We start from the raw sequence: 24,756 nt of genomic DNA, 5'->3' as shown, positions 1-24,756 counted from the left end.
CAGGGCAGGCTCAGAGCTTGCCGTCGGCGGCCATCTTCATGAAGCTGTCGTCGAACCGCAGCGTGACGCGCTGCGGATCGCCGAGCGTCTTGCCGCCCGGGAACGCCATGCCCACGGCGTCGGCGGAGGTCGCGCCCTTGAACAACCCCTTGGAGAAGCTGAAGTCGCGCACCCGCGTCATCGTCGTCACCAGCGCCGGGGCGGAGGTGGCGGCGACGGCAGCCTTGGGGTCGGAATAGAGGTAGGTGGTGGTCAGCTGGCTGTCGAACGCCTCGGGCGTGGCACCGGCGAGCTTGGCCATCGCCGCGCGCGCCGCCTTGCCTTGCGCATCCTGGCGCGTCATCAGCGCCGTCGTCTCGTACCAGATGCCGGCAAGCGCCTTGCCCAGGTTCGGGTTGGCTTTCAGCGTTGCGGTATCGACGCAGAGCAGGTCGAGGATCTCGCCCGGGATGTCGGCGGAGCTGAACACCTCCTTGGCGCCGGGCTGCGCCTTCATGGCGGTGAGCTGCGGGTTCCAGGCGACCGCCACCTTCACTTCGGGGCTGGCGAAGGCGCCCACGATGTCGGCGTCGGCGGTGTTCACCGTCCGCACGTCGTTGGGGGCCAGGCCTACCGAACTGAGGCCGCGCGCGAGCAGGTAGTGCGACACCGAAAGCTCGACGAGGTTGACCTGCTGGCCTTTGAGGCTCTTGAGGTCGCCGGCGCCCTTGACCAGGATGCCGTCATTGCCGTTGGAATAATCGCCGACGATGATCGCGCTGGTGTCCTTGCCGCCGGCGGCGGGGATCGTCAGCGCGTCCATGTTGGCGACGGTCACGCCGTCCAGCTTGCCGGCGGTGAACTGATTGACCGATTCGACGTAGTCGTTGACCTGCACGACGTTGATCTTGATGCCGTACTTGTCGGCCCACTTCTTCACGATGCCGGCCTGCTGGGCGTAGGGCCAGGGCATCCAGCCCGCGTAGATCGACCAGCCGATGTTGAACTCCGTGCGCGGCTTGGGCGCCTCGGACGTCTGCGAACAGGCGGCGGTGAGCAGTGCCCCCGTCACCATCGCGATGCTGGCCAGCCGGCGGATTGGTGCGATCATGAATCGGTCCCCTTTCGCAACGCAGCATTGCCGCGATCGGGATCGTTGTCCATGGGAAAATATTACGTGATGGCGATTTTGTAATAACTTGCCGGGGCGGCTGGCGCGCGCGCTCAGGCGACGACTTCGCCTTTGGCCTGCTGCCGCCCGGCCGGGACCGCAGCCGGCGTCTTCACCGCATCCTGTTCGTGGAGCGGCGGCAGCAGCGCCGTGGTGGTCACCAGCTTGAGCTGGTGGACGCCGCGGATCGCGCGTAGCGCATCGCACAGCTCCTTCAGCCGCGCGGCCGGCCCCTGCACCAGCAGCACCTCCAGTGACTGGTCGTCCTCCAGGAAGACGTGCTGCGAGGAGATGACCTCCTTCAGGTAGTCCGCCTGGCTCTGGGCGAGCTGCTGGCGCACGCGACCGCGGTCGCCGCGATAGACCAGCGTGATGGTGCCCGCCAGCATCTCCTCGGGCCGGGTCAGCGCCTCGTGCTCGGCCAGCGCGTGACGGATCAGCTCGGCGATGAGTTGCGAGCGCGAGGGAAGGCCCCGCTCCTCCACCATCATGTCCAGCTGGCGGAACAGTTCGGCGGGCAGGCTCATGCTGAGCCGGGCCAGACTGCCGGTGTCGGCGGTCATGCTGCAACCCCTTCGATCATCTCACTTCCTTGCATCCGGGCCACACCACGCCGCGGCATGGACCCGGACGACGCTGGGCCTCTCCCGACCCCGGGTCAAGAGCGGCCATAGACCAAGCCCGCCGGCAATGACAGCATACGCGCCCTCCTCCAAAATATTAACATTGCCAAGTTTCGTAATATCAATATCGTGGCCGGCATCGTGCGGACATCTTGGGGAACTCCGTGGCGCAAAATTCTGCATCCAGACCTGCTCCGTCCGCCAGCCCGCAACCGGCGGCGGGGCGGACCTATCCCAACGGCAACCCGGCGCTGGGGTACAACCCGCCGGGCGTGCGCAACACCGACAGCGCCGTGCCGCTGCACCCCCGGGCACCGGTGGTCCACGACTACGCGTGCGAGGGACCGGCGCCGGGCAGCCTCGCGTTCCGCTGGACCTACGGCTCGAACGTCGCCGCCAAGAACCGCGACCCGCGCGTGCAGGTGGTGCAGTACAACGAGGACACGTTCGTCCTGCGCCAGAACGTGTGCGTCCACTGGGAAGCGCCGTTCACCTACCTGCTGTTCGGCAACCGGGGCGCGCTGCTGATCGACGCCGGCGCCACCGCCGATGCACGGCACTATCCGCTGCGCGAGACGGTAGACGCGATCATCACCCGCTGGTGCCAGGCCCGCGGACGCACGAACGTCCCGCTGACAGTGGCGCTCACCTCCGGAGAGGACGTCGCGCAGAACCAGGGCCTGGTGCAGTTCGCCGGCCGGCCCGGCACCACCATCGTCCCGCGCCCGCTCGCGGTGATGCAGCGCTTCTACGGCCTCGACCGCAGCTGGCCCCGGGACACCGGGCGCGTCGATCTCGGCGACCGGATGATCGAGGTGATCCCCACCCCCGGCACGCACCGCGACGGCGTGACGTTCTACGATCCCTACTGCGACATCCTGTTCACCGGCGACCTGCTGTTCCCGGGCAAGATCAACATCGGCAACGATCGCGACTTCGTCGCCGCGCTGGAGCGTCTCCAGGCCTTCGCCGCGAGCCGTCCGGTCAAGTGGATCCTGGGCGGGCACGTGGAGATGATGTTCGTCCCCGGCAAGTACTATCCGCGTTTCGCCACCTACAAGCCCTACGAGCGGGTGCTGGAGATGACGCCCGACCTGCTCGACGATGCGATCCGCTCCGCACAGGCGGTGCAGGGGAAGGACATCATGCTGATCCGGCCCGATTTCGTGCTGTTCAACGGCGTCAGCCCCGACCAGCGCACCAAGGTCTGGCCCGAAGGCGTGCCCAACATCAACCCGCCGCATCCGTTCTGACGCCGAGGAGCCCTGCCATGGACCGTCGCACGTTCCTTGCCCGCAACGCCGCCGTCGCGGCCATCCCGCTCTCCGGCGCGGCGCTCACCGGCCTGTCGCAAGCCGCGTCGGCCGCGGTGCGTCCGGCGCCGATCGACTTCGGCAGCAATCTTCCCGCGCCGGGCGCCTTCCCGAAGCGCTGGATCTGCGGGTCGTCGTCCTGCATGGACAACACCGACCCGCCGGTGCAGGTCCACTGGTACAACCCGCATACGGCGATCCTGCGCCAGAACAAGGCGTACAGCTACGAGGCGCCGTTCGCTCCGCTCTACTTCGGCAACGAGCGCGTGCTGCTGCTGGACGAAGGCTTCGTGCAGCTGCGTAACGACTGGGACCTGCGCGGGGTCGTGGACCAATGCATCGAGGACTGGTGCCGCCGCAACGGCCGCGATCCCGCCAGCATGGAACTGCTCGTCGCGTTCAGCCACCTGCATGCGGACCACTACGCCGCGACCAACCAGTTCGCGGACCGGCCGCGCACCCGCTACATGGGCCTCACGCACGAGGAGATGGTGGGCTTCTGGGGCATGACGCACTACCCCGAGGAGCGCGTCACGCTGGACCTGGGCGGCCGCGAGATCCTGATCTGGGGCTCGCCCGGGCACGTCGTCTCCGAGTTCGCGTACTACGACCGCTACACCCAGATCCTCTACACCGGGGACATGTTCTACCGCGGGCGCTGCTACATCAGCTTCTGGGAGCCGTGGTTCGACAGCATGAAGCGGCTCATCGACTTCTGCGACACGCACCCGGTCACCCACGTGATGGGCTGCCATGTCGAGATCAGCAAGGACGGCCAGGACTACCCCTACGGCATGACCTGGCAGCCCGACGAGGCGCCGGTGGAGATGACGGTGCAGCAATTGCGCGACGCCTATGCCTACGCGCAGACGATCACCGAGCCGGGCATCTACTTCACCGGCACCGTCTTCCTGTGCAACCAGACGCGGGGGACCACCACGATCGACCGCAATCCCTATCGCTACGACTGAGCGGCCGGGCGACCTCGGGGGCGAATCGCCCGCGCGCCGGGCGCAAGGGACACCCGCATCGCGTGCGGCGGGAGGCGCGCGGAGTGTTACCCCGCGGGGGCAACGGTGGCGGTTTTGCGGGGCTCCCACTCGCGCACCGCTCGAACACGCGGCGGCTGCATTAATACGCTTGACGAGAAACGTAATATCCATACCGTGTACCAAGTCGCCTGGCAGAGCGATGAAAACCGGGAGAGAAAATCTGTAACGACAGGCTGGTCCACCGGCCTGGATGGGGGTTTTCGATGGAACAACTGCCAGTCTCCTACGCGGTTCTCTCGCACGACGAGCAGTCGGTCGTCGCTGACCGTCGGGACGACACCATGAAGCAGATGCTTTTCAATTGGGTGCCGCCTGCATTCGTCGTGCTGGTCGTCGCCTTCTGGGCCTTCGCACCGGATTGGATCACGGGCGCGCCGTGGACGCTCATCGCCACGTCCTCGCTCATCACGCTCAGCGTGCTGGGGCTCGAATGGGTTCACGAACGGCATGCCGGCTGGCGCATGAACAGGCGCGAGTTCGCGACCGACCTGTTCTATGTCGTGCTCGGCGCCACCGCGATCTCCTGGGCCACCGCCACCTTCGCGGACGAACCGCTGAAGGCGCTCAAGCAGTCGCTCGGCATCGCCACCCCCTGGGCCATGGAGCTGCCGTTCCTGGTGCAGGTGGCGATGGTGATCGTCATCATCGAATTCGGCCAGTACTGGGTCCATCGGCTGATGCACAACTCGACGCCGTTCTGGCTGACCCATGCGCCGCACCACCACATCACCCAACTCAATGCCGCGAAGGGCTACGTGGGCAATCCCATCGAGCTGTTCCTCATCAGCCTGAGCGTCCTGGCGCTGTTCGACCTGCCGCTGAACGCGGTGTTCTGCGGCGTGAACGTTCTGGGCGTGGTCTCCACCTTCGCCCACGCCAACGTTCGGGCCGATCCGCCCAGGTTCTACGCGCTGTTCTTCACGACCATCCGCCACCACAGCCTGCACCATTCGACCGACTACGAGAGCACGCGCTGCAACTACGCCAATTCGCTCATTCTGCTCGACCGCGTGTTCGGCACCTTCCGCGAAGGCGAGGCGAGCGTGGTCGGCCAGGACGACCTGCGGCGGCTGTCCATATGGGAGCAGTTCGTCTTCCCATTCCAACCCGTGATCGCCCGGATGAAGGCGAGGCGCGGCAATGCGGTGCGCACGGCCGGCTGATCGGGCCGGACCGTCCGCACACCCAAGCGAGCACCCCGATCCGCCCTCGGGCACCGTCGGGAACGAGAGGCGCGCCGGCACGACATCCGCGAAGATGGCCGGCCCGTCATGTCAAAAACACAACGGTACTCGGGGGTTTCGGTGCAGGCAGACCGAAGCGCGGGGCACCAAAAAGCCAAGGAACAGGGAAGCACATGACACATCGCGCGACATTGAGGGCAGCGCTGCTGTCCGCGACGATCTTCACGGGAGCCGTGGCCGCCATGCCCGCGGCGGCGCAGGACGCCTCCGCATCCGCAGCGGAAGAGGGCGACGCCATCGTCGTCACCGGTACGCGCCGGGCCACCACCATCATGGACACGCCGATCAACATCTCCGCGATCGGTGCCGAGGAGATCGCGCGCCAGCGGATCGACGACGTCCGCGACCTCGCCGACTTCACGCCCGGCCTGACCATTTCCGACACGGGGCCGGGCTCCACCGGCTCGATCGTCCTGCGCGGCCTCAACGCCTCGGACGTCAACTCGGACGGCGCGTCCTATGACGACGCCTTGGGCATCTACCTGGGCGAAGTCCCGCTCTACTACGACTTCAAGCTGCTCGACATCGCGCGCGTGGAGACGCTGCTCGGGCCGCAGGGCACGCTCTACGGCCTCGGCACGCTGGCCGGCGCGATCCGCTACATCCCGAACCGCCCCAACGTCGACGCCTTCGAAGGCCAGGCGCATGGGCGCCTCTACGCCAAGAGCCACTCGGACAACTTCGGCTACCAGGCCGATGGCATGATCAACATCCCGCTGGTGCGGGACCACATCGCCTTCCGTTCGGCGACGGGCTACTACTACGACCCCGGCTTCATCGACTATCCGCTGCTGCTGCAGACCCCCGGCGTCTCGCTGGCGCAGCCGGGCGGCACTGACGGCGTCTCGCGCGACGACTACGTGGAGAATCTGCGCCGGCGCGAGGACATGAACTTCGAGCGGACCTTCACCACGCGCAACCAGCTGCTGGTGCAGACGACCGAGGATCTCAAGGCGATCTTCACCTACGCCTTCCAGCGGACCAAGACCGACGGCGCCCAGTCGAACAGCTACGGCGTGATGGGCACCGGCAAGTACGAGAACGCGAGCCGCTACGAGGAGCCGGTCAACCGCCGCGCCCACCTCGCCAGCATGGAGATCAACGCGAACATCGCCGACATCGCCGATCTCGTCTCCACCACCGCCTATACCGACGTGCGGACGCGTTCCGCGGGCGACAACACTGACCTGCTGCTCGACCTCGACTACGACTACGAACTGTTCCCCGCCTTCTCGAGCTGGAACGAGAGCGACGGCCGCCGCAAGCAGTTCAACCAGGAAATCCGCCTCGTGTCGCGCCATGGCGGCCCGTTCAACTGGGTGCTCGGCGGCTTCTACAACCGCCAGAAGTACCACAACGACTATGCCGAGCACACGCCGGGGCTGTCGGACTTCTATGGCGTCCCTGACAATCCGGACGATCTGGAGTACGTAAGCTACACCAGGTCCAAGGTCACCGAGAAGGCGATCTTCGGCGAAGGCACGTTCCGTGTCACGCCGGAATGGCAGGTCACCGGCGGCGCGCGCTACTTCAAGTACACGTCCGACGTACAGGGCGCCCTCGTACTGCCGCTGCTGGGCGACCCGCTCAGCCCCTATGACGTCGATGCGGCGGGCGGCAAGGCGAAGAAGGACGGCTGGGTCTGGAAGTTCAACACCTCGTACGAATTCTCGCCCGAGTTCATGGTCTATGCCACGTACAGCAAGGGCTACCGCATCGGCGGCCCCAACAGGGTGGCGCCCTGCCCCGATCCGGTGCCCGAAGACCAGCAGAACGCCTGCGCCCTGCCGAACGAGGTCCAGTACGGCCCCGACACTACCAAGAACGCCGAAATCGGCATGCGTATGCAGCTGTTCGACCGCAAGCTGTCGTTCAACTTCAACGTGTTCCAGGTCAAGTGGGACGGCATCCAGGTCGACTCCGCGACCTTCTACGGCGTGACCGGCATCACGGTGAACGGCGGCTCGGCCAAGTCGGAAGGGTTCGAGACCTCGTTCCAGTTCCGGCCGATGCCGGAACTGTCGATCCAGGGCACCTACTCCTACACCGACGCCAAGCTGACCGAAGACGTGCCCGGCATCATCACCATCCGCACGACGCCGAACAACTACGACGGACGGCCCAAGTTCACCCAGCTCGACGCGCTCGACGGCGACCGCCTGCCGGGCTCGGCCAAGAACTCGGGCAGCCTGGGCGCGACCTACACGGTGCCCGTGGGCGAAGGCAGCGTCAGCGCCAACTGGACGGCCACCTACCGCGGCAACGTCGTCTCGCGCATCGGCTGGGATCGCGGCTACGGCGACAAGATCCCCAGCTACGTGCTCCACCGCGCCAGCCTGTCCTACGATACCGACAAGTTCTCGATCAGCCTGTTCGCGAACAACATCTTCGACAACTTCGCGATCGTCTCGGTGGGCCAGGACCGCTCGCGCATCGGCGTGAACGACGGCGTGGCGGCGCGCTACTACCGCCAGACCGTAGTCAACCCGCGGACCGTGGGCCTGGAGGCGCGGATCAAGTACTGACGACACCGGACGTCGCGGCGCAGAGGCGCGCCGCGGCGTCCGCTACGCGACCGCGATGCCCTGGGCCTGCAACCAGGCGCGCGCCGGCGCCAGCGCGGCCTCGTGGGCCCGCCACTTGCCCACCCCATCGGCGTTCATCGGCCGCCTGACCTGCGCCGCGCTGGGCGTCGCCACCGCGGCCCGGTTTTCGTGGAACGACAGGCAGGCCGCATCCCATTCAAGCCCGCAGTGCGCCAGCAGCGCCTGCGTCTGGCCCTCCTGGTCGCGCACCAGCGCCTCGTAGGAGAGCTGCAGCACGCGCTCCGGCCAGAGCCGCTCCCACAGCGCCACCAGGCGATCGAAGCGCGCATAGTACCGCGCCGTGTCCATCAGGTCGTACGAATAGGCGTAGTAGGCGGACTGGCTGGCGAACAGGTTCTTGTAGTTGCTCCAGAGGGTGTCCATCGGATGGCGGCGCAGGCAGACCACCCGCGCGTCCGGCAGGGCGCGCAGGATGTGGCCGACGTAGAGGAAGTTGGCCGGCAGCTTGTCGGTGAACCGCGGCTTGCCGTGCGAGCGGTGGACCCGCGCGCGCGCCAGGTAGGCGTCTCCCAGATCGCCGGGGACGATGGCGGCGCTGGCGGCGACCGTCTCCGGGTCGATGACCCGGCGCGAGGGGGGGCCGGCGAGGTGCGGGGCGGCCAGCTGCCGCACCGCCAGCGGCATCGCCTGCAACTCGCCGGCGGCCTCCACCTCGGGATGCGACGAGAGGATCCGGTCGACCAGCGTGGTGCCCGTGCGCGGCATGCCCACCACGAAGATCGGCGCCTCCCCACGGCGCCCCTCCCCGCGGCGCCCCTCGCCGCCCGCCTCCCCGCCGGCGAGGCGAGCGCCGCCGGCGCCGAACAGCGCCTCGATGGCATCGAAGATCGCCGCGTCCTGCGCGAAGTCGTAGCCGAGGAGGGCTTTCTGGGCCTCGTTAGCGCGGGTCAGGTGCCGCAGCGAGCCGGCGGTATCGCCCAGATCTTCGAGCTCCTTGGCCAGCGCATAGCGGATGCGCAGCGCATCGTCGGGGCGAGTGGCCCCGGCCAGGGCGGCCTCGAGCCGGGGAACGTGATGGTCGCCCGCCGCCTGGCGCGACAGGATCGCCAGCGCATAGTGCACGCGCCCGTTGCCCGGATCGCGCGCCAGGATCGCCTCGTACTGCGCCCGCGCGCGCGCGACGTCGCCGGTGAACCCGCAGGCGGCGGCCAGGTTGTAGCGGAACTCCAGGTTCGCGGGCTCGCCCTCGACCGCCGCGGAGAACGGCGCCAGCGCGCCTTGGTGGTCGCCCAGCCGCACCAGCACGCAGCCGATGGTGTCGAGGGTGAGCGGATCGCGCGGCGATGCGGCCAGGGCCTCGCGCGCCGCGACCGCCGCCTCGTCCTCGCGCCGGACGAGGACCAGCAGCCGGGCCAGCTGCGCCAGATGCTCGGCCTGCCGCCCGCGCGCGACCGCGGCCTGGATCAGCGGGATCGCCTTGGCAGCGTGCCCGGCCTGCGCCGCGGCCATGCCGAGCAGGAAGTAGCCCTCGGGCCGGTTCGGCTCGACCTCGGTCAGGCGCCTGGCCGCTGCGACCGCGCCGGCAAGGTCGCCCCGCGCGAGGCAAGCGCGCGCCTCCTGCTCCATCATCACGGGTGTTCGTGTTCCATGCCTCGACCTCCACCCTAAGCAGGCACCCGCATGGGTGGCAATCGTCAATCCCCAACCCTCCCGATATCGCCTGCCGAGCCTTGACACTTATGCGACTTGCGCGCGCGAGCAGTTTCATCTTTGGAGCTGCGCTCACCCGTACACACGTCCTCGCGACATGAATGCCCAAAAAGTAGGCATGTTCAATTTCTGAGTGGGCATTTTTTAAGCAATAAAATTTCTTGTATAGACATTATCGACGCGCCATCATGCGAGTCGCAATCACGGGTGGAGCGCGCGGCCGGAAGAAGCCGCCTTCGCTGGTCAATGAGGGAAAACGACATACGATGAGCACTCAAGGAAAGTTCCGCCGCGCCGCGCTCAACAGCGGGGTCGCCTCCATCGTCCTCGCACTCGCCGCTGCGCTTCCAACCGTCGCGCAGGCGCAGGACGCCGCCGCCGGCACCGCCACCGACACCGAGGTCGGGACCGACATCGTCGTGACCGCGCTGCGCCGCGATACCACCGTGCAGACCACGCCGATCGCGATCACCGCCCTCACCGGCGAGACGCTGACCAATGCCGGCGTCACCAACATCGCCGACTACGCCAAGTTCGTCCCCTCGCTGCGCATCCAGGACAACGGACCGGGCCAGCGCCGCGTCTCGCTGCGCGGCGTCCAGGCGTCCGGCGAGGCGACCGTGGGGGTGTACTACGACGACACCCCGGTCACCGGCTCGGTCGGCGTGTCGAGCGACGCGGCGGGCCGCACCGCGGACTTCACCCTGTTCGATGTCAACCGCATCGAGGTGCTGCGCGGCCCGCAGGGCACGCTCTACGGCGCCAGCTCGATGGGCGGCGCGATCCGCGTGATCTTCAACAAGCCCAGCGACGAATACGAGGGCACGGTCGAGGCGCAGGCCCAGACCACCAAGGGCGGCGGCTTCGGCTACTTCGTCAACGGCATGGTGAACGTGCCGCTCGTCAAGGACGTCCTGGCCGCCCGCGCGGTGCTCTACCGCCGCGACAGCGACGGCTACATCGACAACACGTTCCTGAACCGCAAGAACGTCAACGACTACACCGCCACCGGCGGCCGCCTGATGCTGCGCTTCACGCCGACCTCCAACTTCACGCTGGACGGCACCGCCGCGTTCGAGAACACCGACGCCGTCTCCGCCACCTGGAACCCGGCGGTGGGCGAGTACAAGTCCGCCGCGCAGGTCAACCTGCCCTATACCGACAAGTCGCAGCTCTACAGCCTGACCGCGAACTGGGACGTGGGCTTCGCGAACCTGACCTCGATCACCAGCTACCAGCACCGCAAGTCGGCCTACGCCGCGGATGACAGCTACTACATCGGGACCTACCGCACGGCGGCGCGCTGCGCCTCCTACGTCAACGCGGGCGGCGCCTGCTCCGCCGACCAGCTCTCGACGTACTACGGCTACATCGACAGCCTGAGCCCGGCGGCGATCTACTATCCGGGCTCGACCAAGGACTTCACCCAGGAAGTCCGCCTCAGCTCGACCGGGGACAATGCGTTCGACTGGACGGTCGGCGGGTTCTTCCAGAACCGCAAGAACGACGTCACCTCCTCCGACGCCCGCGCCGACGACGCCACCGGCGAGATCATCTTCCCGGTTCAGCTGTTCTACCGCCGCGAGATCTTCGACAAGCTCAAGCAGGTCGCGGTCTTCGGGGAAGGCACGTATCACGTGACCCCCGCCATCAGCCTGACGGCCGGCATCCGCTATTTCGACTACGACAAGACGGTCTCGGGCTTCACCGACATCGGCTGGACGCTGATCGGCGCCCCGGTCCGCCCGGTCAATACGGTGGACTCCTCCGAGAACGGGACGCTGCTCAAGTTCAACGCGTCGTGGCAGGCCAACCCCGACATGCTGTTCTACGCCACCGCCTCGCAGGGTTTCCGCCCCGGCGGCGCGAACCAGGTCATCGGCCTGTCGGCGGACCTGACTCCCTACGAATCCGACAAGCTGTGGAACTACGAAGTCGGCGGCAAGATCAGCCTGCTGGACCGGGCGCTGACGGTGAACCTGGCGGCGTTCCAGATCGACTGGGACAACATGCAGGTGAGCGGGCGCACCACCAACGGCGCGTTCTCGTTCCTCTCGAACGCCGGCGCCGCGCGCATCCGCGGCCTGGAAGCGGAGGCGTTCATCCGCCCGGCGCAGGGCCTGCAGATCACGCTGGCGGGGAACTACCTCGACGCCAAGCTGACCGAGGACCAGATCAGCGACGCCGTAGTCGCCGCCGGCCGCGCCGGGGATCGCATCCCCTACATCCCGCATTTCGCCGGCTCGGTGGGTGCGGAATACCGCGCGCCGGTCGGCGACAGCGTCGAGTTCTTCGCCCGCGCGGACGTCAACTACGTCGGCTCCTCCTACTCGGAGTTCCGGCCCACCAACGTCTACCGCGTGAAGATGGACGACTATGCCCTGGCCAACCTGCGCGTCGGCTTCGAGCTGCCGGACAGCGACACCGGCGTCTACCTGTTCGTGAACAACGTGTTCGACGCGGTGGCGATCAACCGCGCCTCGATGTCGTCCACGCCGAACAGCTATGCCGCCACCTCCGCGGCACCGCGCACCATCGGCGTGAACCTGCGCCGCCACTTCTGACCTGACACGGAGCCCCAGCACATGAAAACGCACAAGTCGGCGCGCCTCGCGCGCGTCCTGATGGCCGCCTCGGCGCTGGGGCTCTGCGCCCCGGCGCTCGCCCAGAGCGTCCCGAGCACCAAGGACGTGCTCGGCCACGAGGTCGGCGAGGACTACTACCTCGCCAACTACGAGGATTCGGTCCGCTACTTCCAGGCGCTCGCCAAGGCGTCGGACCGGATCAAGCTGTTCGAGAGCGGGAAGACGACGCAAGGCAGGACCTACGTCTACGCGGTCATCTCCAGCCCCGAGAACATCGCCAACTTCGACAAGTACAAGGCCATCTCCAAGCGCCTGGGCGACGCCCGCGGGCTGACCGACGCCGAAGCGAAGACGCTCGCCGCGCAAAGCCCGATCATCGTCCACATCGACGGCGGCATGCACGCCAGCGAAGTCTCCGACCACCAGCTGCCGCTGGCGCTGGCGCACAAGCTGCTCTCGGCGAAGAACGACGCCGAGGTGGACGGCATCCTCAAGAACGTCATCCTCGTCCTGTGGCCCACGCTCAACCCCGACGGGCAGGACATGGTGGTCGACTGGTACCGCAAGCAGCGCGGCACCCGGTGGGAGACCAGCCGCACGCCCTGGCTCTACCAGGAGTACGTCGGCCACGACAACAACCGCGACGGCTACATGCTCAACATGAAGGAGAGCCAGGTCGTCAACGCGCAGGAGCAGGAATACGCGCCGGTGATCTGGTACAGCCAGCACCAGGTCGCGCCGTTCCCCGCGCGCATCTGGGTGCCGCCCTTCGCCGATCCCGTCTCGTCCAACATCAGCCCGTACATGCGGATCTGGACCAACGCCATCGGCACCAACATCATGACCCGCATGGAGGCCGAGGGTAAGCCCGGCGCCATCGCGCAGGCCCGGTTCGACAACTGGTTCCCCGGCTTCCTCGACTACATCCACGTCTTCCGCAACACGATCTCGTTCTTCACCGAGACCGCGCACGACAGCGCCACTCCCAAGACCTGGAAGGTGTCGGACTTCCCCAAGTCCCAGCAGGACCTGAAGGCGCAGATCATGTACCCGCACCCGTGGAAGGGCGGCGAGTGGCACCTGAGGGACTCGGTCGACTACATGCTCACCGCATCCATGTCGGTGCTGGAGACCGCCCAGAAGTACCGCGAGACGCTCCTGTACAACCGCTACCAGGCCGGTCGCGACACGATCGCCGCGGCGGCCAAGGACGGCCCGTCCGCCTACGTGATCCCGGCGGGACAGACCGACGCGCCCGAGGCCGCCTCGCTGGCGCAGCTGATGATCGCGCACGGCCTGGAAGTGATGCAGACGTCCGCCCCCGCCACCATCGGCGGCAAGAGCTATCCGGCGGGCAGCTGGGTCATCCCCATGGACCAGCCCTTCGCCGGTCTCGCCCCCGAGCTGTTCGAGGCGCAGAAGTACCCCGACGCCATCCTCGGCGGCGACGGCAACCCGGCCGACCTGCCCTACGACGTCACCGGCTGGACGCTGCCCATGCAGATGGGCGTGCGGGTGGACCGGATCGAGCAGCCGCTCGACGCGGCCCTGCGCGGCGCGCTCGCGCGGGTGCCCGCCGCGACCCCGCCTGCGGGCGGGGTGACCGGGACGGGTTCGACCTTCCTGGTCGATCGGCGGGTCAACAACAGCTACCGCGTGCTGAACGCCGCCCTGGCGGCGGGCGCCAAGGCGAGCTGGAGCGGGGAGCAGATCGCGCTGACCGGCATCGCGCCCGCCGCCATGAACACGATCGCGGCGCAGTACAGCGTCTCGGTCACCGCGGCCGCCACGGCGCCCGCCGGCGAGGCCGTGCGCAAGGGCCGCGTCGCGCTCTATCGCCCCTGGGGGTCGAACATCGACGAGGGGTGGACGCGCTGGCTGCTCGAGCAGTACCAGTTCGGCCCCAAGACCCTGTACAACGCCGATGTCAAGGCGGGCCTTGCCGGCAAGTACGACACGATCATCCTGCCCGACCTGTCGGCGCCCTCCAAGTCACGCCCGGGTGACACCGCGCCTGCCGCCGACTTCGAATCCAAGTACAAGGGCCCGCTGGCCTCGCTGATGGACGGGTTCAGCCCCAACCAGATGCCCGCCCCCTACGCGGGCGGTATCGGCGAGGACGGTGCCCGCAAGCTCAAGGACTTCGTCCGGAACGGCGGCACGCTGGTGGCGCTGAACAATGCCTCCGACGCGGTCATCGACCTGTTCGACCTGCCGGTGACGAACATCCTCAAGGACGCCAAGGCGGACTTCTTCTTCTGCTCGGGCGCGCTGCTCCAGGTGAACCTGGCTCCGGGCACGAAGGTGGCGGCGGGGATGCCGCTCGACCCGATCGTGATGTTCGAGCGCGGTCCCGCGTTCGAGACCAAGGCCGGGTTCAAGGGCGAGGTGCTGGCCTCCTACGCCCCCACCGGCAATCCGCTGCGCAGCGGCGTCCTGCTCCACCCCGAAGCGATCCAGGGCAAGGCCGCGGCGGTCATGGTCGAGTACGGCAAGGGCAAGGTCTACCTCTACGGCTTCCGCCCGCAGTGGCGCGCCCAGTCGCACGGCGCCTACAAGCTGCTGTTCAACACGCTCTACCCGGAGAGCGCGGGCAAGTGACCCATCCTGAGGGCGCCGCGATCGCGGCGCCCTTCTTTTTCGCGAGAAGTTCCTCCCTCGCTTCGTGACGGAAAGGATCGGAAAAAATCCTCCTCGTCGCGAAGCGATGGGGAGGGGGACCGCCGACGAAGTCGGGGGTGGAGGGGCAGACCGCGCTATCCCGCGACGCGGCCTTACGACCGCCCCGAGGCGCCGGGGCCGAAGCGGGCCACCATGTCGTAGGCATCGCCCAGGAACAGCTGGCGCACATAGGTGATGCGCTCCGCCCCGCGCCAGGTCCGGCGCTCGACGCACAGGCACGGTGCGCCTGGCGCCACGCCGAGCCATTCCGCCTCGTCACCCATCGCGCCCACGGCCGAGATGCGCGTCTCCGCCTCGGTCCACGGCACATGCTGGAGCAGCCAGGTGCCCGGCGGCACGGTGGCAAGGTCGGCACCGACGATCTCGGGCACCGCCGCCGCGCTCACCAGGCGAAACTCGATGCCCAGCGGCACGCCTTCGACCAGGTGGAGCCCGTCGATCTGCACCAGCTGGCCTGCGCCTGCGAGCAGCACCTCCTCCTCGTCCGCGCCCGGAGCGCGCACGGTGCGCTTGAGCGGGGCGAACGCATAGTCCTGCCCCCGCTCGCGCACTTGCGCCGCGATGTCGGGCACGTCGAGCACCATCGAATGCACCCGGGGTCGCGCCACGAAGGTTCCGGCCCGCTTGCGCCGGTCGATCAGCCCTGCGGACACCAGCGCGGACAGCGCCTTGTTCACGGTCATGCGCGAGCAGCCGTATTCGCGCATCAGGTCCTGCTCGATCGGCAGCCGGTCGCCGGGAGCAAGCTCGCCGCCCAGGATCCGCCCTTCGAAATCGGACCGGATGCGTTCGTGCAGCGGCATTCTCACGCGATCAGTCTCTCCAGTACCCGGGTGTAATCCCGCACCGCGCGGTCACGCCCGCGATGCCGGCCTGCGCTCACCAGCTTCTCGCCATGGCGCCAGACGCAGTCAATGGCCGAGCGCCCGGCCGCGAACACGAAGCTGTCGGTCAGCGCGTCACCCTGGCGATGGACCAGCGCGGGATGAGCGAGGTCGAGGCTGACGATGTCGGCCGCCAAGCCCTCCCTGAGGCCAGCCTCGACGCCCAGCGCCGCGGCGCCGCCCTCCAGCGCGCCTTGGTAGAGGTCCGCGCCGGTCGAGCGGCCCGCCCCCCGCGCCATCACGTTGCGCGCGCGCCGGCTCAGCCGCTGCCCGTATTCCAGCAGCCGCAGTTCCTCGGCGGCGTCGATCAGGACGTTGGAATCGCTGCCAACGCCGTAGCGGCCGCCGGCCTCCAGGAAGGTCTCGACCGGAAACAGCCCGTCGCCCAGGTTCGCCTCGGTGATGGGGCAGAGCCCGGCAACAGCGCCGCTGCGGGCGAGGCCGAGCGTCTCGGCCTCGGTCATGTGGGTGGCGTGGACCAGGCACCAGCGCGGGTCCACCTCGGCGTGGGCGAGCAGCCATTCGACCGGGCGCTGGCCGCTCCAGGCGAGGCAGTCCTCCACCTCCTTCACCTGCTCGGCGATGTGGATGTGGACCGGGCGGTCCCGGGCCAGCGGCGCCAACCCCCGCAGCTGCTCGGCAGACACCGCGCGCAGGCTGTGCGGCGCGATCCCCACCACGGCGTCGGGCAAGGCGCGGGCGTGGACCTCGGCCGCCGCGACCAGCCGCGCATAGGCATCGAGGTCGTTGACGAAGCGACGCTGCCCGGCCGCCGGCGGCTGCGCGCCGAAGCCGGAATGGCTGTAGAGCACCGGCAGCAGGGTCATGCCGATCCCGCTCTCGCCCGCCGCGGCCAGCACCGCCCCGCTCATCTCCGCAATGTCGGCGAAGGCCCGGCCGTCCGGATCGTGGTGCAGGTAGTGGAACTCGCCCACCCGCGTGAAGCCCGCTTCGAGCATCTCCACATAGGCCATCGCGGCGATGGCGCGCACGTCGTCCGGGCTCATCCGGTCGACGAAGCGGTACATGATCTCGCGCCAGGTCCAGAAGCTGTCGCTGGAGGGGCCGCGCCGCTCGGCCAGGCCCGCCATCCCGCGCTGGAAGGCGTGGCTGTGCAGGTTGGGCATCCCGGGCAGGCCGCAGGCGTGGCGCTCGTCTTCGGGGACCGGCGCGACGCCCGCCTCGACCGAGGCGATGCGCCCCGCCTCCAGCGTGATCCGCACCGCGCGGCACCAGCCCTCGGTCAGCAGACAATGTTCGAAAAACAATGACCTGGACACTGCGTCAAACCCCTCCGGCAGCAATTTCGTCGCCTGCGATTTTTTGTCTATACATTAAATCGCAACGATGCAATCACTGAGGGCGAGGCGATCGAGGGTCGAAGACATCATGCAGTGCGACACGGTATGGAAGGGCGCCCGGCTGGCCACGATGGCGGGCACCGGGCTCGGCGCCGTCGCGCACGGTCTGATCGCGGCCCGCGACGGCGTGATCCTCTACGCCGGCCCCGCGGACGCGGCGCCCCGCCTCGAGGCGGCGCGAGTGGTCGATTGCGGGGGCCGCTGGATCACGCCGGGCCTGATCGACTGCCACACCCACTTGGTCCACGGCGGCGACCGCGCGGCCGAGTTCGAGATGCGCCTCGACGGCGCCTCCTACGAGGAGATCGCCCGCGCCGGGGGCGGGATCGTCTCCACCATGCGCGCCACCCGCGCCGCCAGCGAGGACGCGCTCGTCGCCTCCGCGCTTCCCCGCCTCGACGCGCTGATCGCGGAAGGCGCGACCACGGTGGAGGTGAAGTCGGGCTACGGCCTCGACCGGGAGACCGAGCTGCGCATGCTGCGCGCCGCGCGCCGGCTCGGCCGCGAGCGGCGCGTCCACATCGCCACCACCTACCTCGGCGCGCATGCCCTGCCGCCCGAATATGCGGGCGACCCCGACGGCTACGTCGCCATGCTGTGCGACGAGGCGCTTGCCGAAGTCGCCGCGCTGGGGCTCGCCGATGCGGTGGACGCCTTCTGCGAAGGCATCGGCTTCACCCCCGCGCAGACCGAGCGCATCTTCGCCGCCGCCGCGCGCCACGGCCTGCCGGTGAAGCTCCACGCCGAGCAGCTCTCGAACCTGTCGGGCGCGGCGCTGGCCGCCCGCCACGGCGCGCTCTCGGCCGACCACCTCGAATTCCTCGACGAGGCCGGCATCGCCGCCATGGCCGCCGCGGGCACCGTCGCCACCCTGCTGCCGGGCGCCTTCTACTTCGTGCGCGAGACCCAGCTACCGCCGATCGCACAGCTGCGCGCCGCCGGTGTGCCGATCGCGCTGGCCACCGACTGCAACCCCGGCACCTCCCCGCTCACGTCGCTGCTGCTGGTGATGAACATGGGGGCGACGCTGTTCCGCCTCACCGTCGCCGAATGCCTGGCCGGCGTCACCCGCAACGCCGCGCGCGCGCTCGGCCTGGGCGACCGCGGCACGCTGGAGGCCGGCAAGCGCTGCGACCTTGCCATCTGGGACGTCGAACGTCCCGCCGAACTTGTCTATCGCATGGGGTTCAATCCGCTCCATGCCCGCATCTGGAGTGGTCAATGAACACGATCGAGCTCGTCCCCGGCGCCGTTTCGCTGGCGGACTGGCGGTCCGTCTATCGCGGCGCCCCCGTTTCGCTGGACCCCGCCTGCGCCCCGCGCGTGGCCGAAAGCGCCGCCGCCGTCGCGCGCATCCTGGCCCGGGGCGAGCCGGTCTACGGCATCAACACCGGGTTCGGGAAGCTCGCCAGCGTGCGCATCGGCGACGAGGACCTGGCGACCCTCCAGCGCAACATCGTGCTCAGCCACGCCGCCGGCACGGGCGCGCCCTCGCCCATCCCGGTGATCCGGCTGATGATGGCGCTGAAGCTCGCCAGCCTGGCGCAAGGGGCCTCGGGCGTGCGGTCCGAGACGGTGGCGCTGCTCGAAGCGATGCTCGCCCGCGGCCTCACCCCGGTGGTGCCCTGCCAGGGCTCGGTGGGCGCCAGCGGCGACTTGGCCCCCCTCTCCCACATGGCCGCGACGATGATCGGCGTGGGCGAGATCTTCCTGGGCGACGCACGCCTGCCCGCCGCCGAGGCGCTGCACCAGGCCGGGCTGGCGCCGCTCGAGCTCGGCCCCAAGGAAGGGCTGGCGCTGCTCAACGGCACCCAGTTCTCCACCGCCAACGCGCTCGCCGGGCTGTTCGAGGCCGAGCTGCTGTTCCGCTCCGCCCTGGTCACCGGCGCGCTGTCGACCGAGGCGGCCAAGGGTTCCGACACCCCGTTCGACCCGCGGATCCACACGCTGCGCCGCCACCCGGGCCAGATCGCGGTGGCCGACGCGCTGCGCGGCCTGATGACCGGCAGCGCCATCCGCGCCAGCCACCTGGAGAACGACGCGCGGGTGCAGGATCCCTACTGCCTGCGCTGCCAGCCGCAGGTCATGGGCGCCGCGCTCGACGTGCTGCGCCAGGCCGCGACCACGCTGGAGATCGAGGCCAACGGCGTTTCCGACAATCCGCTGATCTTCCCCGAGACGGACGAGGCGCTGTCGGGCGGCAACTTCCATGCGGAGCCGGTGGCCTTCGCCGCGGACATGATCGCCATGGCCATCTGCGAGATCGGCTCGATCGCCGAGCGCCGCATCGCCATGCTGGTGGACCCGGCGCTTTCGGGCCTGCCCGCGTTCCTCACCCCGCGCCCCGGCCTCAATTCGGGCTTCATGATCCCGCAGGTGACCGCCGCCGCGCTCGTCAGCGAGAACAAGCAGCGCGCCTATCCCGCCAGCGTCGATTCGATCCCGACGTCGGCGAACCAGGAAGACCACGTCTCGATGGCCGCCCACGGCGCGCGCCGCCTGCTCGACATGGCCGAGAACGCCACCGCGGTGCTCGGCATCGAACTGCTCGCCGCCGCCCAGGGCTGCGACTTCCACGCGCCGCTCGCCTCGAGCGCTGCGCTGGAAGCTGCCCGCGCCGCCCTGCGCGAACAGGTGCCCGCGCTGCAGGACGACCGCCACTTCCACCCCGACATGGAGGCGGCCAACCGGCTCGTCCGCACCGGTGCGCTGCTCGCATCCGCCGGTGACGATCTTCCGGGTGTGGCGTGAGCGACTGGCTGACCGTCACCGAAGGCGAGGCCCCCCTCATCCTCGCCTTCCCGCACGTCGGCACCGGGCTGGCCGACGCGGGCGATCGGTTCCGCTCCGCGTGGCTGGCGCGGCGCGATGCGGACTGGTGGGTCGACGACCTCTACGCCTTCGCCGCCGGGATGGGCGCGACGCTCGTCGCCACCCGCATCTCGCGCAGCGTGATCGACCTCAACCGCGACCCGTCCGGCGCCTCGCTCTACCCCGGCCAGGCGACCACCGAGCTGTGCCCGACCACGACCTTCGACGGCGAGCCGCTCTATGACGGCGCCGTCCCCGACGCGGCCGAGATCGCGCGGCGCCGCGGCCTCTGGTTCGATCCCTACCACGCCGCGCTGCAGGCGCAGATCGAGCGGCTCCGCGCCCGGCACCCGCGCGTGGTGCTCTATGACTGCCACTCGATCCGCAGCCGCGTCCCGCGCCTGTTCGACGGGGAGCTGCCGCAGTTCAACATCGGCACCAACGGCGGGACGACCTGCGACGCTGCCCTGGCCGCCGCGGTGGAGGCGGTCTGCAAGGCCAGCAACGACAGCCACGTCCTCGACGGCCGGTTCCGGGGCGGCTGGACCACCCGGCACTACGGCCAGCCCGACAAGGGCGTCCACGCCATCCAGATGGAACTCGCCATCCGCGGATACATGGACGAGCCCGAGGTGCCCGCCGAGGGCAACTGGCCGGCGGCCTTCGATCCCGTGCGCGCCGCCGCGCTCACCCGCACTCTCACCCAGATCATCGAGGCCGCCCGCGCCTTCGCTCTTCAGGAAGCCTGACCCATGTCCCGTATCGACAACACCCGCGTCATCAAGCCCGCCACCGGCACGCAGCTTTCGGCCAAGTCGTGGCTCACCGAAGCGCCCTTGCGCATGCTGATGAACAACCTGCATCCCGACGTCGCCGAGCGCCCGGAGGAGCTGGTGGTCTACGGCGGCATCGGCCGCGCCGCGCGCGACTGGGCCGCTTACGACACGATCGTCGAGACGCTGCAGCGGCTGGAAGACAACGAGACGCTGCTGGTGCAGTCCGGCAAGCCGGTGGGCGTGTTCCGCACCCACGCCGATGCGCCGCGCGTGCTGATCGCCAACTCCAACCTCGTCCCGCACTGGGCGAACTGGGAGCACTTCAACGAACTCGATAAGCGCGGGCTGGCCATGTACGGCCAGATGACGGCCGGTTCGTGGATCTACATCGGCACGCAGGGAATCGTGCAGGGCACTTACGAGACCTTCGTGGAAATGGGCCGCCAGCACTACGGCGGCAATCTTTCGGGCAAGTGGCTGCTGACCGCGGGCCTCGGCGGCATGGGCGGCGCGCAGCCGCTGGCGGCGGTGATGGCGGGCGCGTCGTGCCTGGCGATCGAGTGCCAGCCCAGCCGCATCGAGATGCGCCTGCGCACCGGCTACCTCGACACGTCCGCGAGCACCATCGAGGAGGCCATGGCCATCCTCGACCAGGCTCGGGCCGACGGCCGGTCCGTCTCGGTCGGCCTGCTGGGCAACGCGGCGGAACTGCTGCCCGAGATCCACGCGCGCGGCATCCGCCCCGACCTGCTGACCGACCAGACCAGCGCCCACGATCCGGTCAACGGCTACCTGCCTGTGGGCTGGACCGTCGCCGAGTGGATCGAGCGGCGCGAGCGCGAGCCCGAGGTCGTCGCCGCCGCTGCCAAGGCCTCGATGGCGCAGCACGTGCGCGCGATGCTCGCCTTCCAGGCGGACGGCGTGCCCACCACCGACTATGGCAACAACATCCGCCAGGTCGCGCTCGACGAAGGCGTGGAGAACGCCTTCGACTTCCCCGGCTTCGTCCCGGCCTACATCCGCCCGCTGTTCTGCCGCGGCGTCGGGCCGTTCCGCTGGGCCGCGCTTTCGGGCGATCCCGAGGACATCTACAAGACCGACGCCAAGGTGAAGGAACTGCTGCCCGACAACGCCCACCTGCACAACTGGCTCGACATGGCGCGCGAGAAGATCCAGTTCCAGGGACTGCCTGCGCGCATCTGCTGGGTGGGCCTGGGCGATCGCCACCGCCTGGGCCTGGCCTTCAACGAGATGGTCGCCAAGGGCGAGCTCAAGGCCCCCGTGGTGATCGGCCGCGACCACCTCGACAGCGGCTCGGTCGCCTCGCCCAACCGCGAGACGGAGGCCATGCAGGACGGCTCGGACGCGGTCTCGGACTGGCCGCTGCTCAACGCGCTGCTCAACACCGCCAGCGGCGCCACCTGGGTCTCGCTGCACCACGGCGGCGGCGTGGGCATGGGCTTCTCGCAGCACTCGGGCATGGTGATCGTGGCCGACGGCACCCCCGAAGCCGCCGCGCGGCTCGAGCGGGTGCTGTGGAACGACCCCGCGACCGGCGTCATGCGCCATGCCGATGCCGGCTACGCGATCGCCCGCGAGTGCGCGGCGGAGAAGGGGCTGGACCTGCCGGGCATCCTCGGGTGACCGGCACACCGGCGGTGATCCGGGCCGGCGACGGCCCGGAGATCGCGTGGAAGAACGGCGGCGGCACCACGCGGGAGATCGCCGTGTTCCCGCCGGGCGCCGCCATGGACGATTTCCTGTGGCGCCTGAGCCTCGCCACGATCGCGAGGCCGGGTCCGTTCTCGCTGTTCCCCGGCATGCGCCGCGTGCTGACGGTGATCGACGGGGTGCTCTCGCTCACGGGTCCGGATACCCGGGTCCGCCTCACCCGCACCAGCGCCCCCTTCGCGTTCGACGGGGCCGAGCCGATCGAGGGGGTGCCGGTTGGGGGGCCGGCCCTCGCTCTCAACGCGATCACCCGCCGCGCCGGTTGCACGGCGCACGTCGCACGGCTGGGGCCAGGCGACGTCTCGCCCGCGTCCGGCTTGCTGCTCGCCGCCGAGCCTCAGCGCTTCGGGCCGATCTCCATGGCGCGGCTCGACTGCGCGCGTCTGGAACGCGCGATGCCGGTGGCAGGCGCCGCGGTGGCGGTGAGCTTCGCCGCGGTCGGCCCCTGAGCGCCAGCCCCGCAAGGCGATGCCGGCGACGGGAACAAGCGACCCGTCGGTGCGGTTGAAGCCGGACAAGGAGATCGAGATGGATGTTGCGAACACCGCCCTGGCCGAACGCATCGCACGCGCGCTGGCCGGACTGGACCACAGCGCGAACGCCGACGGCGTCGAGGCGTCGGCGTCGGTCAGCGTGGACGAGACCTGGCGCGCCTACCTGGAGCGCGCCGACGCGGTCCTGCGCACCATGCGCGAGCCGTCCCAAGCGATGGCGCGGTCGGGCGATGCCGCGGTATGGGCCACCATGATCGAAACCGCGATCACGGAGAGCGAGGCTCTCTGATCGGCGCGCGGTTCGCGTGCTTCGACAAGCGCAGCATGAGCGGCGGGAGCTTGCGCCAGCCCTTCCCCCGCCCGGCCGAGCCCCTCCGAGCCGCTCATGCGCACCCTCTCAAGCCGCTCAGCCTGAGCCTGTCGAAGGCCCCCGCACGAGGCGCGCCGCCTACCGCTTCACCGGCATGTCGCCGGTGATCTCGGGGCGCGAATAGGTCTCGGCGAACAGGAAGCGATAGAGCAGCCCGCCCAGCACCCCGCCGAGCAGCGGTGCCACCCAGAACAGCCAGAGCTGCTGGAGCGCCAGACCGCCGACAACGAGCGCGGGCCCGGTGCTGCGCGCCGGGTTGACCGAGGTGTTGGTCACCGGGATGCTGATGAGGTGGATCAGCGTCAGCGCCAGCCCGATGGCGATCGGCGAGAAGCCGGCGGGTGCGCGCGTGTCGGTCGCGCCCAGGATCACCAGGAGGAAGCCGCAGGTCAACACCGTCTCCGCGGTGATGCCCGCCGCCAGCGAGTACTGGCCCGGCGAGCCCGGCCCGAAGCCGTTCTGGGCGAGCCCCGCCGCGGCGAGATCGAAGTCGGGCGATCCGCTGGCGATCAGCAGCAGCACGAAGGCCGCGGCGATGGCGCCTGCCAGCTGCGCCACGACATAGGGCACGATGTCGCGGGCGGGAAAGCGATTGCCGCTCCACAGCCCGAGCGTGACCGCCGGGTTGAGATGGCATCCGGAGATATGTCCGATCGCATAGGCCATCGTCAGCACCGTAAGCCCGAAGGCCAGCGACACCCCCGCCAGGCCGATCCCCACGTCCGGGAACCCGGCCGCGAGCACGGCGCTCCCGCACCCTCCGAGAACCAGCCAGAACGTCCCCAGCAATTCGGCCAGGCATCTGCGCCAGATAGGCATGTCCATCTCCTCCTCACCGTCGGCCCGTCGCGCGCGCGCTCGGCGCCGTGCCGTCCTCCCGTGGTGTCCGCCTCCGGGCGCGGCGTCCATCGGGGCTGCTCCCCGGGCGACCATCGGGGAAACCCCTATGGGGCGGGCGCCGGGCGGACCCCTCGCGTCGGGCGCGATCCGGGGGCCGCTTCCCCCTGCCAAGGGGGGCGTTCGCGGCCCGTTCGCGCCTCCCGTCCCCCGCAGCGGTGCGCCGGCCGCGGCCGGTCCGCGCCCGGCTGCGCGCGCTGCCTGCGCGTTAACGGCACGCTAAGTGCGCGCTAAGTGCGCGTTATCGTCGCCCTTAGGGAACATCCGGCGCGCCGGTGGATCGCCCGCCACACGCCGCGGCTGGAGATGCCTTGCGGCACCTCCGCGCATCGTAGAGACGACACGCGGCGGCACTGGATAATTAAAATATCCGAACACCTTGCAGCGTCAGTCGTGGCCCTTGCTCATGAACTGCTCGACCACGTTGGACATGTCGAAGCTCTTGCCGCCCTGCACTGGCGGATACTTCGCCAGCGTCATGAGGTGTTCCTGTTGATTGCCACTGAGAAGTGACCCGGGGTTTCCAT

General features: G+C 69.3%; 18 protein-coding genes. 12 read left to right on the top strand and 6 right to left on the bottom strand.

The window, feature by feature from the left end:
- Nucleotides 1-10 precede the first annotated feature (10 nt).
- Nucleotides 11-1,090, bottom strand: a complete 1,080-nt coding sequence (locus ACFFJC_RS06690; RefSeq protein ID WP_379486721.1) for a putative urea ABC transporter substrate-binding protein — start codon at nt 1,088-1,090, stop codon at nt 11-13.
- A gap of 113 nt (nt 1,091-1,203) precedes the next feature.
- Complete coding sequence (locus ACFFJC_RS06685) at nt 1,204-1,713, bottom strand: CopG family ribbon-helix-helix protein (RefSeq protein WP_379486720.1); 510 nt, start codon at nt 1,711-1,713, stop codon at nt 1,204-1,206.
- Nucleotides 1,714-1,937: 224 nt separating this feature from the next.
- On the opposite strand from ACFFJC_RS06685, the gene ACFFJC_RS06680 reads away from it, so the two are divergent.
- From ACFFJC_RS06680 to ACFFJC_RS06665, 4 genes are all read left to right on the top strand, one after another.
- Nucleotides 1,938-3,026 carry an MBL fold metallo-hydrolase gene (locus ACFFJC_RS06680; protein ID WP_379486719.1) on the top strand — a complete coding sequence of 363 codons (1,089 nt, stop codon included), beginning with the start codon at nt 1,938-1,940 and terminating at the stop codon, nt 3,024-3,026.
- 17 nt (nt 3,027-3,043) lie between these two features.
- On the top strand, nt 3,044-4,057 hold the full coding sequence (locus ACFFJC_RS06675; RefSeq protein WP_379486718.1) for an MBL fold metallo-hydrolase: 1,014 nt from the start codon (nt 3,044-3,046) through the stop codon (nt 4,055-4,057).
- Between the two features lie 284 nt (nt 4,058-4,341).
- A complete protein-coding gene (locus ACFFJC_RS06670; RefSeq protein ID WP_379486717.1) occupies nt 4,342-5,301 on the top strand; it encodes a sterol desaturase family protein in 960 nt (319 codons plus the stop codon).
- Nucleotides 5,302-5,495: 194 nt separating this feature from the next.
- The gene (locus ACFFJC_RS06665) at nt 5,496-7,907 is read left to right on the top strand and encodes a TonB-dependent receptor (RefSeq protein WP_379486716.1); all 2,412 of its coding nucleotides are present in this window, start codon (nt 5,496-5,498) and stop codon (nt 7,905-7,907) included.
- A gap of 42 nt (nt 7,908-7,949) precedes the next feature.
- Here ACFFJC_RS06665 and ACFFJC_RS06660 read toward each other — a convergent pair whose 3' ends face one another.
- Entirely contained in the window at nt 7,950-9,557 is a 1,608-nt protein-coding gene (locus tag ACFFJC_RS06660) for a tetratricopeptide repeat-containing sulfotransferase family protein (protein WP_379487204.1), read from the bottom strand.
- A gap of 347 nt (nt 9,558-9,904) precedes the next feature.
- Here ACFFJC_RS06660 and ACFFJC_RS06655 point away from each other — a divergent pair, with 347 nt between their 5' ends.
- Together ACFFJC_RS06655 and ACFFJC_RS06650 are read left to right on the top strand one after the other, a co-directional pair.
- The gene (locus ACFFJC_RS06655; protein WP_379486715.1) at nt 9,905-12,202 is read left to right on the top strand and encodes a TonB-dependent receptor; all 2,298 of its coding nucleotides are present in this window, start codon (nt 9,905-9,907) and stop codon (nt 12,200-12,202) included.
- 21 nt (nt 12,203-12,223) lie between these two features.
- Complete coding sequence (locus tag ACFFJC_RS06650; protein WP_379486714.1) at nt 12,224-14,824, top strand: M14 family metallopeptidase; 2,601 nt, start codon at nt 12,224-12,226, stop codon at nt 14,822-14,824.
- A gap of 173 nt (nt 14,825-14,997) precedes the next feature.
- Here the strand turns inward: ACFFJC_RS06650 and hutC are convergent, their stop codons facing one another.
- A complete protein-coding gene (gene hutC / locus ACFFJC_RS06645; RefSeq protein ID WP_379487203.1) occupies nt 14,998-15,708 on the bottom strand; it encodes a histidine utilization transcriptional repressor HutC in 711 nt (236 codons plus the stop codon).
- Nucleotides 15,709-15,710: 2 nt separating this feature from the next.
- Nucleotides 15,711-17,057, bottom strand: a complete 1,347-nt coding sequence (locus ACFFJC_RS06640) for a formimidoylglutamate deiminase (RefSeq protein WP_379486713.1) — start codon at nt 17,055-17,057, stop codon at nt 15,711-15,713.
- A gap of 121 nt (nt 17,058-17,178) precedes the next feature.
- Between ACFFJC_RS06640 and hutI the strand changes: the two genes are divergently transcribed.
- The 6 genes from hutI to ACFFJC_RS06610 are packed head-to-tail and all read left to right on the top strand — an operon-like array spanning nt 17,179 to nt 23,251.
- Nucleotides 17,179-18,375: an imidazolonepropionase gene (gene hutI / locus ACFFJC_RS06635; protein WP_379486712.1), complete on the top strand. Its 1,197-nt coding sequence runs from the start codon at nt 17,179-17,181 to the stop codon at nt 18,373-18,375.
- Complete coding sequence (hutH, locus tag ACFFJC_RS06630; RefSeq protein WP_379486711.1) at nt 18,372-19,901, top strand: histidine ammonia-lyase; 1,530 nt, start codon at nt 18,372-18,374, stop codon at nt 19,899-19,901. Before hutI ends, hutH begins: the two co-directional genes overlap by 4 nt.
- Complete coding sequence (hutG, locus tag ACFFJC_RS06625; RefSeq protein WP_379486710.1) at nt 19,898-20,710, top strand: N-formylglutamate deformylase; 813 nt, start codon at nt 19,898-19,900, stop codon at nt 20,708-20,710. Before hutH ends, hutG begins: the two co-directional genes overlap by 4 nt.
- Nucleotides 20,711-20,713: 3 nt before the next feature.
- Nucleotides 20,714-22,381, top strand: coding sequence for a urocanate hydratase (gene hutU / locus ACFFJC_RS06620; protein ID WP_379486709.1), 1,668 nt, complete (start codon nt 20,714-20,716; stop codon nt 22,379-22,381).
- Nucleotides 22,378-22,917 carry a HutD/Ves family protein gene (locus ACFFJC_RS06615; RefSeq protein ID WP_379486708.1) on the top strand — a complete coding sequence of 180 codons (540 nt, stop codon included), beginning with the start codon at nt 22,378-22,380 and terminating at the stop codon, nt 22,915-22,917. The genes hutU and ACFFJC_RS06615 overlap by 4 nt, the downstream gene beginning before the upstream one ends.
- Before the next feature lie 55 nt (nt 22,918-22,972).
- Nucleotides 22,973-23,251, top strand: a complete 279-nt coding sequence (locus tag ACFFJC_RS06610) for a hypothetical protein (RefSeq protein WP_379486707.1) — start codon at nt 22,973-22,975, stop codon at nt 23,249-23,251.
- A 159-nt stretch (nt 23,252-23,410) separates the two neighbouring features.
- On the opposite strand, the gene aqpZ is transcribed toward ACFFJC_RS06610, so the two are convergent.
- A complete protein-coding gene (aqpZ, locus tag ACFFJC_RS06605) occupies nt 23,411-24,151 on the bottom strand; it encodes an aquaporin Z (protein ID WP_379486706.1) in 741 nt (246 codons plus the stop codon).
- Between the last annotated feature and the right edge of the window lie 605 nt (nt 24,152-24,756).

This window comes from Novosphingobium soli (assembly GCF_042432915.1).
Lineage (GTDB): Bacteria > Pseudomonadota > Alphaproteobacteria > Sphingomonadales > Sphingomonadaceae > Novosphingobium > Novosphingobium soli.
The sequence above is the reverse complement of the archived record's forward strand: the minus strand, read 5'-3'. Positions and strand labels throughout refer to the sequence as shown.

What these genes read in the sequence shown, in the direction of transcription:
- ACFFJC_RS06690 (WP_379486721.1), bottom strand. Translation starts at nt 1,090, where the DNA reads ATGATCGCACCAATCCGCCGGCTGGCCAGCATCGCGATGGTGACGGGG.
- aqpZ (WP_379486706.1), bottom strand. Translation starts at nt 24,151, where the DNA reads ATGCCTATCTGGCGCAGATGCCTGGCCGAATTGCTGGGGACGTTCTGG.
- hutU (WP_379486709.1), top strand. Translation starts at nt 20,714, where the DNA reads ATGTCCCGTATCGACAACACCCGCGTCATCAAGCCCGCCACCGGCACG.
- ACFFJC_RS06650 (WP_379486714.1), top strand. Translation starts at nt 12,224, where the DNA reads ATGAAAACGCACAAGTCGGCGCGCCTCGCGCGCGTCCTGATGGCCGCC.
- ACFFJC_RS06660 (WP_379487204.1), bottom strand. Translation starts at nt 9,557, where the DNA reads ATGATGGAGCAGGAGGCGCGCGCTTGCCTCGCGCGGGGCGACCTTGCC.
- hutI (WP_379486712.1), top strand. Translation starts at nt 17,179, where the DNA reads ATGCAGTGCGACACGGTATGGAAGGGCGCCCGGCTGGCCACGATGGCG.
- hutH (WP_379486711.1), top strand. Translation starts at nt 18,372, where the DNA reads ATGAACACGATCGAGCTCGTCCCCGGCGCCGTTTCGCTGGCGGACTGG.
- ACFFJC_RS06655 (WP_379486715.1), top strand. Translation starts at nt 9,905, where the DNA reads ATGAGCACTCAAGGAAAGTTCCGCCGCGCCGCGCTCAACAGCGGGGTC.
- ACFFJC_RS06670 (WP_379486717.1), top strand. Translation starts at nt 4,342, where the DNA reads ATGGAACAACTGCCAGTCTCCTACGCGGTTCTCTCGCACGACGAGCAG.
- ACFFJC_RS06685 (WP_379486720.1), bottom strand. Translation starts at nt 1,713, where the DNA reads ATGACCGCCGACACCGGCAGTCTGGCCCGGCTCAGCATGAGCCTGCCC.
- ACFFJC_RS06675 (WP_379486718.1), top strand. Translation starts at nt 3,044, where the DNA reads ATGGACCGTCGCACGTTCCTTGCCCGCAACGCCGCCGTCGCGGCCATC.
- hutC (WP_379487203.1), bottom strand. Translation starts at nt 15,708, where the DNA reads ATGCCGCTGCACGAACGCATCCGGTCCGATTTCGAAGGGCGGATCCTG.
- ACFFJC_RS06665 (WP_379486716.1), top strand. Translation starts at nt 5,496, where the DNA reads ATGACACATCGCGCGACATTGAGGGCAGCGCTGCTGTCCGCGACGATC.